The 12,316-nt window shown below is 67.9% G+C and carries 8 protein-coding genes; 6 read left to right on the top strand and 2 right to left on the bottom strand.

Going from position 1 to position 12,316, the window contains the following annotated elements; all coding sequences use genetic code 11:
* Positions 1 to 7: 7 nt before the first annotated feature.
* A complete protein-coding gene (locus tag AC07V8_RS19460) occupies positions 8 to 1,201 on the bottom strand; it encodes an MFS transporter (protein WP_494679359.1) in 1,194 nt (397 codons plus the stop codon).
* Positions 1,198 to 2,337: a 3-deoxy-7-phosphoheptulonate synthase gene (locus AC07V8_RS19455; RefSeq protein ID WP_494679358.1), complete on the bottom strand. Its 1,140-nt coding sequence runs from the start codon at positions 2,335 to 2,337 to the stop codon at positions 1,198 to 1,200. The genes AC07V8_RS19460 and AC07V8_RS19455 overlap by 4 nt, the downstream gene beginning before the upstream one ends.
* A 355-nt stretch (positions 2,338 to 2,692) precedes the next feature.
* Here AC07V8_RS19455 and AC07V8_RS19450 point away from each other — a divergent pair, with 355 nt between their 5' ends.
* Genes AC07V8_RS19450 through AC07V8_RS19425 form a run of 6 tightly spaced genes read left to right on the top strand, consistent with a single transcriptional unit; the run spans position 2,693 to position 12,296 of the window.
* Positions 2,693 to 3,928 carry an isochorismate synthase gene (locus tag AC07V8_RS19450; RefSeq protein WP_494679357.1) on the top strand — a complete coding sequence of 412 codons (1,236 nt, stop codon included), beginning with the start codon at positions 2,693 to 2,695 and terminating at the stop codon, positions 3,926 to 3,928.
* Positions 3,925 to 5,589 (top strand): (2,3-dihydroxybenzoyl)adenylate synthase, encoded by a 1,665-nt coding sequence (locus tag AC07V8_RS19445; protein WP_494679356.1) that lies wholly within the window; start codon positions 3,925 to 3,927, stop codon positions 5,587 to 5,589. Before AC07V8_RS19450 ends, AC07V8_RS19445 begins: the two co-directional genes overlap by 4 nt.
* A 25-nt stretch (positions 5,590 to 5,614) precedes the next feature.
* Positions 5,615 to 6,493 (top strand): isochorismatase family protein, encoded by an 879-nt coding sequence (locus tag AC07V8_RS19440; RefSeq protein WP_494679355.1) that lies wholly within the window; start codon positions 5,615 to 5,617, stop codon positions 6,491 to 6,493.
* A 1-nt stretch (position 6,494) separates the two neighbouring features.
* Complete coding sequence (locus AC07V8_RS19435; protein WP_494679354.1) at positions 6,495 to 10,478, top strand: amino acid adenylation domain-containing protein; 3,984 nt, start codon at positions 6,495 to 6,497, stop codon at positions 10,476 to 10,478.
* Complete coding sequence (locus AC07V8_RS19430) at positions 10,471 to 11,364, top strand: siderophore-interacting protein (RefSeq protein ID WP_494679353.1); 894 nt, start codon at positions 10,471 to 10,473, stop codon at positions 11,362 to 11,364. The genes AC07V8_RS19435 and AC07V8_RS19430 overlap by 8 nt, the downstream gene beginning before the upstream one ends.
* On the top strand, positions 11,361 to 12,296 hold the full coding sequence (locus AC07V8_RS19425; RefSeq protein ID WP_494679352.1) for an ABC transporter substrate-binding protein: 936 nt from the start codon (positions 11,361 to 11,363) through the stop codon (positions 12,294 to 12,296). The genes AC07V8_RS19430 and AC07V8_RS19425 overlap by 4 nt, the downstream gene beginning before the upstream one ends.
* The last annotated feature ends 20 nt before the right edge of the window (positions 12,297 to 12,316 follow it).

Here is a 12,316-nt window from a genome sequence, read left to right as displayed (position 1 = left end):
TCTTCAGCTACTTCGACGCCACCGCCACCAACGGCCGATGCAAGCGCGGCAAGGCACACAGCACCGCAACCGCCATCACCGCTGACAGCAACGCTATCACGCTCATCCCGGTCAGCCGGCCATCCACCGTCTCTCCCAGTATCAGACTGGACGCTACCGCAGCCGCAGTGATCGCCAGGTCCTGCACGATATTCTGCAAGGACATGAAGCCGGCTCGTTCATGCGGCGCCGGCACCCGGCTGGTGAGGGCGGCCAGGGTGACGTTGCGGCCGGCGTTGCCGGCCATGAACAGGATGAAGGGCAGCACCAGCGGCATCGCGCCGAGGTCGAAAAATGGCGCGAGGCCGGCGCAGAACGCTAGCGAGGCGATGGCTGCGGCCGGCAGCGGGCCGGCGCGGTCGGCCAGGCGGCCTAGCAGCTGCACTGTGACCATCGCGGTAATGCCGCCGGCGAAGTACAGCATGCCCAGGCGTTCGCGCGGAAAGCCGAGATTCAGCAGCAGATAGGCGGAGAATTGCGGGATCACCAGGAAGGCGGAGAATTGGCTGAGCGCTTGCACCAGGCAGGCTGCGCGCACCGCCGGCTGGGCCAGCAGGCTGCGTGCCGACACCGCCTGCTTGCGCGGCTGCTCCAGGTGGGCGCGCAGGCTGGGCAGGCGCCATGCCGCCAGCAGCCAGACCAGCGCCGCCAGCGCCGCCACGGCATAGAACGGCAGGCGCCAGCCGCCCCAGCGCGCCAGTTCCAGCGCCAGCGGGACGCCGACGATGACCGCCGTCGAGAATCCCAGCATGACCTTGCCGATGGCGCGGCCGCGCCGTTCCGGTGGCGTGCTGTCGATGATGATCGCCATGCCGAGCGCGATCGCGGGGCCGCCGCACAGGCCGGTCAGGCCGCGCGCCAGCATCAGCGTCCACAGGCTGCTGGCGAAGGTGGCCGCCAGCGTGCACAGACCGACGGCGCCGAAGGCCAGCAGCAGCACCGAGCGGCGGTCGAAGCGGTCGAGCAGGCGCACCGACAGCAGGCCGGAGACTACTGCGGCCGAGGTGTAGGCGGCCGACAGCCAGCCCAGCTTGTCGCTGGGGAAGGCCAGCGCCCGCGCCAGGTCGGGGCCGAGCGGCAGCAGCATGATGAAATCGAGGATGTAGACGAACTGGATGGCGGCGACGATGACGATGGCTTGGGTGGGCGACAGCTGTTTCATTGCATTCCTGTAGTGCTGGTATCGGTATTTGTATCGGTATCGGTATCGGTATCGATGCGCGCCGGCAGCGCATCGCGCAGTTGCGCGGCGGCGTCGCGCAGCATGGCGGCGGTGCCGTCCCAGTCGACGCAGGCGTCAGTCACCGAGCAGCCGTAGCGCAGCTGCGCCAGGTCGGACGGAATAGGCTGGTTGCCTGCTTCCAGGAAGCTTTCGATCATGCTGCCGAGGATGCTGCGGTTGCCATGGCGGATCTGCTGCGCCAGGTCGGTCATCACGGTCGCTTGCAGCCGGTGGTCCTTGTAAGAGTTGCCGTGGGCGCAGTCGATGACGATGTTGGGCGCGAGCTTGGCCTTGGCCAGCGCGCGTTCGGCCAGGGCGACGCTGACGCTGTCGTAGTTGGGACGGCTGCTGCCGCCGCGCAGCACCAGGTGGCTATGGGCGTTGCCGCGGGTGCGGATGACGGCGGCGCGGCCGTCGCTGTCGATGCCGAGGAAGGCGTGCGGGCGCGAGGTCGACAGGATGGCGTTGACCGCGGTCTCGACGCCGCCGTCGGTGCCGTTCTTGAAGCCGACCGGCATCGGCAGGCCGGACGACATCTCGCGATGGGTTTGCGATTCGGTGGTGCGGGCGCCGATCGCCACCCAGCTGATCAGCTCGCCCAGGTAATGCGGCGAGACCGGATCGAGCGCTTCGGCGGCGGCCGGCAAGCCGAGCCGGTTGACCTCCAGCAGGAAGCTGCGGGCCTGCAGCATGCCGTCGGCGATGCGGAAAGTATTGTCCATGCCGGGATCGTTGATCAGGCCCTTCCAGCCGATGCTGGTGCGCGGCTTTTCGAAATACACCCGCATCACGATGTATAGCGTGTCGGCCAGTTCGGCCGCCAGCTGCTGCAGCCTGCGCGCATATTCCAGCCCGGCATCCGGGTCGTGGATGGAACAGGGGCCCACCACTACCAGCAGGCGCGGATCGCGCCGCTCCAGGATGTTGCGCACGGTGCGGCGGCCCGTGGCGACCGTCTGCGCCGCCAGCGCGTCGAGCGGCAGCAGGCTGCGCAGTTCGGCGGGCGAGGGCATGGGATCGATGCCGGCCAGGTTGAGGAAGCTTTCTTCATCGACGACAAGTTGGTCTCTTTTCATGAGGGTGCTCGGTAGGTGGTGGCTGCCTTGGCTGCGCGAATTGCGGGGCTGGATGCGAGGAGGAATATCTGTCTGCCATGCATATTAATTCCATTCGGTTAATAAATCAATTGCTAATCATTCTCATTTGCATTTACAATCTCATTTACAATTGGTTACGTCGAGCACGCTCTTGCCGGTCTCCCGCTCTGCTCAAGAAGCATGAACGGCAGCGGAAATAAAGCGCGCAACTGATCGCGCCGAAGGCAATGCAATCGTTCCGATGCGGGCGACGCGTTCGCTGGCGGGCAGGGCAACCATTCATCCGGCTAGCCGCATGCCACGCCACCACTCATTTCTTGCGAGGACCGTCTTCATGAACGACAGACTTCATCATGCATTTTTAAAACAAGCCAGCGCCGCGGATCTGCTCCAGCACTACCAGACCGGCGCGACCTTCTTTGCGTCGCCGCGGCGCTCGTTGCTGGCGCACGGCGTCAAGGCGGTATTGCCGCCATGCGAGGCCAGCCAGCTTGCCGCCAAGGCGGCAGCCTGGCTGCAGGAAGCCAGGCAGGAAGGCCGCCCGCCCGCCGTGCTGATGGGCGCGCTGCCGTTCCGCCTGGACGGCAGTTCGGCTTCGCCCTATCTATACATGCCGCAGCAATTGGCCAGCGGCGCCGGTGTCGACAGCGCGGTTGCCGCCTTGAGTCCGGCGGAAAAATCCTGCGGCGCCCAGCTGTCGATGACGCCTTTGATGCAGCCGACGCCCGAAGCCTACCGCAGCAATGTGCGCAGCGCGCTGGCGGCCATCCGCGATTCCCGCTTTGAAAAAACCGTGCTGTCGCGCTCGCTGACGCTCGACGCCCAGATCGCAGTCCCGGCCCTGCTGCAGCGGCTGGCGGCGCGCAATCTGCGCGGCTACACCTTTGCCATCGACCTGGCCGACGCGGCTGCGGCGCATCGCACGCTGATCGGCGCCAGCCCGGAATTGCTGCTGGCGCGCTACGGCCGCGAGTTGGTGTCGCATCCGCTGGCCGGTTCGATCCCGCGCAGCGCCGATGCGGCCGAAGACCGCCGCCGCGCCGACGGCTTGCTGCAGTCGGCCAAGGATCTGCATGAACATGCGCTGGTGGTCGATGCGGTGGCCGCCGCCATGCGGCCGTATTGCAAGAACCTGAAAGTGCCGGCGGCGCCGAGCCTGCTGGCGACGCCGACCATGTGGCATCTGGGCACAGAGCTGCGCGGCGAACTGGCCGATCCCGCCACCACCTCGCTGGAAGTAGCGCTGGCGCTGCATCCTACGCCAGCCGTATGCGGCCATCCGGCGGCGCCGGCGGCCAAATTCATCGCTGACGCCGAAGGTTTCGACCGCCGCTATTTCGCCGGCCTGGTGGGCTGGTGCGACAGCCATGGCGACGGCGAATGGGCGGTGACGCTGCGCTGCGCCGAAGTTGGCGCCGATAGCGCGACGCTATATGCCGGCGCCGGCATCGTCGCCGGCTCCGAGCCGCAGCTGGAACTGCTGGAGACCTCTGCCAAGCTGCGCACCATGCTGGCGGCGATGAGCCTGGAGCTGATGCTGGAAGACGAGCAGGCGAAGGCGGCGTCATGAGCAGCGCCGATCAGTTTGATTATTTGCCGGGATTCACGCCCTGGCCACCGGAGGCCGCGGCGGCTTACCGCGCCGCCGGCTACTGGACCGGTGAAACCTTCGGCGCCATGCTGCGCCGGCGCGCGCAGCAATATCCGTCGCGCCTGGCGCTGGTGTGCGGCGCGCGGCGCTGGACCTATGCCGAGCTGGACCGCCGCAGCGACCGGCTGGCGGCCGGTTTCGACCGGCTCGGCATCCGCCCGCGCGAGCGGGTGGTGGTGCAGCTGCCGAATATCGCCGAATTCTTCGCCGTATGCTTTGCCCTGTTCCGCCTGGGCGCGGTGCCGGTGTTTGCCTTGCCGGCGCATCGCCGCACCGAGATCGGCTATTTCTGCGCCCACAGCGAAGCCGCGGCCTACATCATCGCCGATGTCGAGGGCGGCTTCGATTACCGCCAGCTGGCGCGCCAGGTCCGGGCCGAGCAGGCTGGCCTGCGGCATGTCGTCGTAGTGGGAGAGGCGGAGGAGTTTTGCGCGCTTGACAGCCTGTATGACGAGGCGCGCAGGTTCCCCGAGCCGCGCGCGGACGACGTCGCTTTCCTGCAGCTGTCCGGCGGCAGCACCGGCTTGCCCAAGCTGATTCCGCGCACGCCCGACGATTATCTCTACAGCATCCGCGCCAGCGCCGAAATCTGCGCCTTGACGCCGGACAGCATCTATCTGTGCGCGTTGCCGGTGGCGCACAACTTCACGCTCAGTTCGCCGGGCACGCTCGGCGTCCTGTACGCCGGCGGCTGCGTGGTCATGACGCGGCGCGCCAGTCCGGACGATGCGTTTCCGCTGATCGAAGCGGAACGGGTCACCATCACCTCGCTGGTGCCGCCGCTGGCGATGGTGTGGCTGGATGCGGCCGCCAACAGCAACAGCAACAGCGGCCGGCGCCATGATTTGAGCAGCCTGGAGCTGCTGCAGGTAGGCGGCGCCAAATTCACCGCCGAAGTCGCGCAGCGCGTGCGGCCGGTGCTCGGCTGCACCTTGCAGCAAGTGTTCGGCATGGCCGAAGGACTGGTCAACTACACCCGTTACGAAGATATCGAGCAGCTGGTCACCTCGACCCAGGGGCGGCCGATTTCCGCCGCCGATGAAGTACGCGTGGTGGATGACGAAGACCGCGATGTGATGCCGGGAGAAGTCGGCCACCTGCTGACCCGCGGTCCGTACACCATACGCGGCTACTACAAGGCGGAAGAGCACAATGCCCGCGCATTTACCGCCGATGGCTTCTACCGCACCGGCGACCTGGTGTCGCGCCTGCCGTCAGGCCATCTGGTGGTCGAGGGCCGCGCCAAGGACCAGATCAACCGCGGCGGCGACAAGGTGGCCGCCGATGAAGTCGAAAACCATTTGCTGGCGCACCCGAACGTGTACGACGTCGCCCTGGTGGCGATGCCGGACGCCTACCTGGGCGAGCGCAGCTGCGCCTTCGTGATTCCGCGCGGCCCGGTGCCGCGGGCCATGGACCTGACCGGCTTCCTGCGCGAGCGCGGCATCGCCCACTACAAGATCCCGGACCGCATCGAATTCGTCGACCGCTTCCCCAAGACCGGCGTCGGCAAGGTCAACAAGCGCGTCCTGCGCGAACGCATCGCAGAACAGCTGGCCAAGGCCGGTGTCCATCCTTAACCAATCACCAGTTCAAGACATCACCATGACTATTCCAAGAATCGCTTCCTATCCCATGCCAGCCGCCATGCCCACCAACCGCGTCGACTGGAGGCCGGATCCGGCGCGCGCGGTGCTGCTGATCCATGACATGCAAGAATATTTCCTCGATTTCTACGATAGCAAGGCAGCGCCGATCCCCGCCTTGCTGGAACATATCGGCCGCTTGCGCGACGCCTGCGACGCTGCCGGCGTGCCGGTGGTGTACACCGCGCAGCCGGCGCAGCAGGCGCCGGAGCAGCGCGGCCTGCTGCAAGACTGGTGGGGGCCCGGCCTGACGGCGCAGCCGCAGCGGGCGCCGGTGGTGGCGCAGCTGGCGCCGCGCGCGCAGGATATCGTGCTGACCAAGTGGCGCTACAGCGCCTTCGTGCGCAGCGACCTGCTGCAGCGCATGCAGGCGCAGGGGCGCGATCAGCTGATCGTATGCGGCGTGTACGCCCATATCGGCTGCCTGATGACCAGCGCCGACGCCTTCATGAACGACATACAGCCGTTCCTGGTGGGCGATGCGCTGGCCGATTTCTCCGCCGAACAGCACGCCATGGCGCTGGATTACGTTTCGCAACGCTGCGGCGTGGTCAGCAGCACCCAGGACGTCGCCGCGGCTTTGCGGCCGGCCGCTGCCAGCGTGCTGCCGGCCAGCCTGGCGGCGCTGCAGGCGGAGGTCGCGCAGTTGCTGCAGATGCCGGCATCCGATCTGCGCAGCGACGATCATCTACTGCACGCCGGCCTTGATTCGATCCGCCTGATGAGCCTTGTCGAGCGCTGGCGCCGCGGCGGCTCCAGCCTGACTTTCGTCGATCTGGCGGAGAAGCCGACGCTGGCCGGCTGGTGGAGCCTGCTGGCGCTGGCGCGGAGCAACTAGGATGGATATCGCCCGCAAGGAGCAGCTGGCTGAACCGGCGCCGCTGCCGCTGTCGGCGGCGCAATACGGCATCTGGCTGGGCCAGCAGCTGGACCCCGCCAGTCCCGCCTACTGGACCGCCGAGGCGGTCGAACTGCATGGCGCGCTGGACCAGGCGGCCTTTATCGCGGCAGTGCGGCAGGCGGTGGCCGAGTGCGACGCCCTGCATCAGCGCTACGCCAGCGACGGCACGGAAGTCTGGCAGATGCCGGCTGCCGGGCGGGACTGGCCGCTGGAGCAGCTGGATTTCAGCGCCGCCGCCGCACCGTTCGAAGCGGCGCAGCGCTGGATGCAGGCCGACCTGCTGCAGATCGCCGATCTGGCGTCCGGCCCGCTGTTTGCCAGCGCGCTGCTGCGGCTCGGCGGCGCGCGCACGCTGTGGTATCTGCGCGTCCATCACGTGGCGCTGGATGGTTTCGGCTATGCCTTGCTGGCGCAGCGCGTGGCCGACCTGTATTCGGCCGATACCGCAGGCAAGGCGCTGCCGCCGGTGCGCTCCAGCGCGCTGCAACCGGTGGTTGCGGAAGACCTGGCTTACCAGTCTTCCTCCGCCAGTGCGCGCGATCGCGAATTCTGGTGCGCCCGCCTCAAGGATGCGCCGGCGCCGCTGCTGCTGGCGCCAGCCAAGCCGGTGGCGCATGGCGTACGCCGTCTGCGCGGCGCTTTGCCGGCCGCCAGCCTGAGCGCATGGCAGGCCGCCGCCAGCGCCGCCGGGGTCGACTGGAGCGCATGGCTGATAGCTGCCATCGCGGCATGGCTGCAGCAGAAAACCGCCGCCAGCGAAATCACGCTGGGCCTGCCGGTCATGGGGCGGCTCGGTTCGGTGTCGCTGAGCGTGCCCTGCATGGTCATGAATATCGTGCCCCTGCATTTGCGGCTCGACCGCAACGCCGGAATCGGCCAGCTGGCGCAGCAGGTCGCCGCTGAAATGCGCGCACTGCGGCCGCATCAGCGCTATCGCTATGAACACCTGAAACACGACCTTGGCCTGAGCGACGGTCGCCGCCTGTTCGGCGCGGTGATCAACCTGATGCCGTTCGACCGGCCGCTGGAATTCGGCGGCTTGACGGCGACATCTCATCCGATCTCGGCCGGTCCGGTGGAAGATCTTTCTATCGTGGTTGCTCCCGGCGCCCATGGCGTCCGCCTGGATTTTGAAGCCAATCCCGATGCCTACGACAGCGCCGCGCTGGCCGAGCTGCATGCCAGCCTGCTGGCGGCGCTGGATCTTCTGGCCGATCCGGCGCATGGCGCGGAACTGTCGCTGGCGGCCGCGCTGGGCGCCGATGCCGGCGAGCCGGCGCTACTGTCCGGCGGCGACCTGGGGCAGCCGCCTGAAGCGGTGCTGGACGCCTTGCGCCGGCACGCTGCCAATACCCCAGGACAGCTCGCGCTGGCGCAGGATGGCGTGGCGCTGACTTATGCCCAGCTGCTGGCGCGCGTGCAGAAGCTGGCCGCGCGCTTGCTCGAACAGGGTGTGCAGCCGGACAGCCGCGTGGTGCTGCTGTTGCCGCGCGCGCCGGATACCGTGGTGGCCTTGCTGGCGATCCTGTGGGCCGGCGCCGGCTACGTGCCGCTCGATCCCGACGGTCCGCCGCTGCGCATCGCCGCCGTGCTGGAGGATGCGCAGCCGTTGCTGGTGCTGACCTTGCGCCAGCATGTCGACAAGGTCGGCGCCGGTTTGCCGTTGCTGTGCCTGGACGATGCCGACGCATCGGATGCTGCGCCATTGGACGCGCCGGTCATCGTCGCGGCGGATGCGCTGGCGTATGTGATCTATACCTCCGGCTCCACCGGCCGGCCGAACGGCGTCATGGTCGGGCGCGACGCCCTGGCGCATTTTGTCGCCGGCGCCACGGCGCGCTACCGGTTGTCCGCGGACGACAGGGTGCTGCAGTTTTCACCGCTGCATTTCGATGCCAGCGTCGAAGAAATTTTCCTCAGCCTGTGCAACGGCGCCAGCCTGATCCTGCGCAACGACGAGATGCTGGAATCGCTGCCGCGCTTTTTGCAGGCTTGCGCCCGGCTGCAGGTCAGCGTGCTCGACTTGCCGACGGCGTTCTGGCACGAGCTCAGCTTTTGCATCAGCCAGCATGAAGCCGCATTGCCGGACAGCGTGCGGCTGCTGATCATCGGCGGCGAGGCGGCGCTGGCGGAGCGGGTGGCGCGCTGGCGCAGCTCGGTACCGTCGCATGTGGCGCTGCTCAATACCTACGGCCCGACCGAAGCCACCGTGATCTGCACCACGGCGCAGCTGGCCGGCCCTGAAGCGATCGGTTTCGAGGGCGATATGGTGCCTATCGGCCGGCCATTGCCGGGCGTTGCGATTGCGGTGGTCGATGCAGCCTTGCGCGCGGTTGCGCACGGCGAGGAAGGCGAGCTGTGCCTGCTGGGCGGCGGCCTGGCGCGTGGCTATCTTGGCCGCGAACCGTTGACCGCGCAGCGTTTCGTGCAACTGGAAAATCTTGACGGGCAGGGCGGCAGCCGCCGGGCTTACCGCACCGGCGACCGTGTGCTGCTAGGCAGCGACGGCCAGCTGCGTTACCTGGGCCGGCTGGACGATGAATTCAAGCTGAGCGGCCATCGCATCGATCCGCTGGAAATCGAAGCCGCCTTGCTGCAATACCCTGGCATGCGCGAAGCCGCGGTGGTGGCGCAGACGCTGGCGAACGGCGGCAAGCGCCTGGTGGCTTGCCTGGTGGCAGACCAAGTCTTGCCGGCGCCGGCCGTGCTGCGCGCCTTCCTGGCGGAGCGCCTGGCGGCGGTGGCGGTGCCGGGCAGCTACCTGGTCTTGCCGCAGCTGCCGCGCAATGCCAACGGCAAGATCGACCGCAAGGCGCTGTCTGTCTTGCCGCTTGAAGCCGAGGAAGCGCAGCCCGATGCCGCCGCCAGCAAGCTGGAGCAAACCGTGATGGCAGTCTGGCGCGAGGTGCTGGGCGTGAGCACGGTAAGGCTGACGGACGACTTCTTCGCGCTCGGCGGCAAGTCCCTGCAGGTGATACAGGTAGCTAACCGCCTCGGCATCGCCCTGCAGCGCGAGATCGCGGTATCGGCGCTGTTCCGGCATCGCACGGTGGCGGCGCTGGCGCACTCGCTCAGCACCCTGGCCGGCCATCCGCCGCCGCCTGCCGCCGCGGGTTCTGAATTCGCGCCTCTGCTGGTGATCCAGCGCGGCACGGAGCAAGGCGAGCCGGCCCTGTTCTGCGTGCACCCAGCGGAAGGCTTGTCGTGGTGCTACCTGGGCCTCACCATGCAGCTGCCGGATATGCCGATCTACGGCTTGCAGGCGCACGGCATCAGCGGCGCCTTGCCGGCTTCGGTGGACGAGCAGGTGGACGGCTACCTGGCGCTGCTGCGCAATACCCAGCCGCACGGACCTTATCGCCTGCTGGGCTGGTCCTCAGGCGGCGGCATCGCCCATGCCATGGCGGTCAAGCTGCAGGCCGCCGGCGAAGAGGTATCCATGCTGGCCATGATGGATGCCTATCCCAGCGATATCTGGCAAGGCAAGCCGCCGCCGCAGGAGCGCGACGCCCTGCTGACCTTGCTGGACGTGATCGGCGCTTCGCCGCTGGACGCCGACGGCCGGCCCTTGTCGGAAGAAGCCATGCTGGCGCGCTTCCGCCAACCGGACAGCACCCTGGCGACGGCAGACGAGGCGCGCATGGCGCGTCTGCTGCAGAGCGCCTTGCATGGCATGTTGCAATACCGTGACCTGCGGCATCAGCCTTACCGCGGCGACCTGCTTTTTTTCCATGCCGCGCGCCGTACGCCGGAAGCGCCGGACTGGCTCGGCTGGCAACCTTATGTGCAGGGACGCATGGAGCGGGTCGAGATCGACAGCACCCATATCGGCATGAGCAAGCCGGCGCCGCTGGCGCATATCGGCCGCGAGCTCGCCAGGCGCCTGAGCCTTCAATCCATCCTGAAAAATCATCATGAGTAAAACACCTACGCCTGCACTTGCCCCTGCGGCCACGCCGCGCACGCCGCCGCGCATGCTGCGTGTGCGCCGCACCCTGCAACTGACGCCGCACATGCGCCGCATCACGCTGGCCGGTCCGGCGCTGGCCGGTTTTCCGCCCGACAGCAACGGCGCCCACATCAAGCTGCTGCTGCCGCGTCCCGGCCAGGTCGAGCCGGTCTTGCCGACGCTCGGGCCGGACGGCCCGGTCTGGCCGCCGGACGACATCCGGCCGATTGCCCGCACTTACACGGTCGGCCGCTACGACGCCGAGGCGGGCGAACTGGATGTCGATTTCGTCCTGCATGGCGATGATGGCCCGGCTTCCAGTTGGGCCTTGCACGCGGTCGCCGGCACGGCGGTCGGCGTGGCCGGGCCGGGCGGACCGCCGCGCTTTGTGCCGGGCGCCGAGTACTACTTGCTGCTGGGCGATCCGAGCGCGTTTGCCGCCCTCGCCGCAGTGTTGTCCGCCTTGCCTGAGCATGCCCGCGGAGAGGCGCTGATCGAAGTGCCGGACCGCAGCGAGATCCAGCACCTGCGCCATCCTCCCGGCATCGCCGTGCGCTGGCTGTCGCGCGAAGGCGCGCCGGCCGGCAGCAGCACGCTGTTGCTCGATCATGTGCGTGAACTGCGCTGGCCGGCCGCAGCCGTGTCGGTGACGCTGGCCGGCGAAAGCACGCAAGTGGTGGCGCTGCGCGAATACCTGCTGAAGGAACGCGCGGTGCCGCGCCGCGCCATGTACGCGGTCCCTTACTGGAAAGACGAACACACCGAAGAGGCTTATCACGCCGAACGGCACCGCATCATGGACGCCTTCGAACTGGCCGAAGAGAACGCCGCCACCCACACCAAGGAAACCGCATCATGATTCTCCGCACACTCCGCAGCGCAATGCTGGCGCTGGCCTTCCTGTCGGCTGCCGCTGCCGGCGCCGAACGCAGCCTGGTCGACGCCGCCGGCCGCACCGTGGTGCTGCCGGCACAGCCGCAGCGCGTGCTGGCGCTCTCCGAAATCGACCTCGATTCGCTGCTGGCGCTCAAGCTCAAACCGGTCGGCGCCACCAACGGCCGCGGCCAGAGCGCCATGCCGCATTACCTTGGCAGCGCTGTCAGCGGCATCGCCAGCGTCGGCAATTTCGGCAGCCCGGTGCTCGACCTGGTGATAGGCGCGCAGCCGGACCTGATCCTGGTCGGCAGCTTGCCGGATCCGGAACTGCTGGCGCAGCTGAGCAAGATTGCGCCGACCGTGGTCAGCTACAAGCAGGGCGAGAACTGGCAGCTGGCCTTGCGCCGCATCGCTGCCGTGGTGGGACGCAATGCCGAGGCGGAAGCCTTGCTGAGCGCCTACCAGCGCCGCGCCGACAGCGTGCGCGCCAAGCTCGGCGCCCAGGCTGACGCTACCGTCAGCGTGGTGCGCTGGAATCCGCAGGGGCCGGCCTATATGCTGAAAGACGCCTTCGCCAGCCTGGTGCTGGCAGACGTCAAGTTGCGCCGGCCGGCGGCACAGATGCAGGCCGGCGTCGCCCATTCGCCGCCCTTGAGCCTGGAAGCCTTGTCGCGCATCGACGCCGACTGGCTGTTCGTCGGTACGCTCAACAGCAGCCAGGCCAACGATGCCTTGGCGGCGGCGCGGCAGAGTCCGGCTTTCCGCCAGCTGGGTGCGGTGCAGAAGGGGCATATGGTGGCGGTCGACGGCTCGTTGTGGACCAGCCCTGGCGGCCCGCTGGCGGCGCAGGCGATCCTGAACGACATCGAAAAAGTCATGCTGGGCGGCCGGGCTGAACCTAAAAACCCTTCTTGAAGCAGCTTCCCGGAGTCCTT

The organism is Collimonas sp. GW821-FHT02H07 (assembly GCF_059421505.1).
The sequence above is the reverse complement of the archived record's forward strand: the minus strand, read 5'-3'. Positions and strand labels throughout refer to the sequence as shown.

Coding starts and splice junctions, on each gene's coding strand:
- AC07V8_RS19460 (WP_494679359.1), bottom strand. CDS start 1,201: ATGAAACAGCTGTCGCCCACCCAAGCCATCGTCATCGTCGCCGCCATC.
- AC07V8_RS19455 (WP_494679358.1), bottom strand. CDS start 2,337: ATGAAAAGAGACCAACTTGTCGTCGATGAAGAAAGCTTCCTCAACCTG.
- AC07V8_RS19450 (WP_494679357.1), top strand. CDS start 2,693: ATGAACGACAGACTTCATCATGCATTTTTAAAACAAGCCAGCGCCGCG.
- AC07V8_RS19445 (WP_494679356.1), top strand. CDS start 3,925: ATGAGCAGCGCCGATCAGTTTGATTATTTGCCGGGATTCACGCCCTGG.
- AC07V8_RS19440 (WP_494679355.1), top strand. CDS start 5,615: ATGACTATTCCAAGAATCGCTTCCTATCCCATGCCAGCCGCCATGCCC.
- AC07V8_RS19435 (WP_494679354.1), top strand. CDS start 6,495: ATGGATATCGCCCGCAAGGAGCAGCTGGCTGAACCGGCGCCGCTGCCG.
- AC07V8_RS19430 (WP_494679353.1), top strand. CDS start 10,471: ATGAGTAAAACACCTACGCCTGCACTTGCCCCTGCGGCCACGCCGCGC.
- AC07V8_RS19425 (WP_494679352.1), top strand. CDS start 11,361: ATGATTCTCCGCACACTCCGCAGCGCAATGCTGGCGCTGGCCTTCCTG.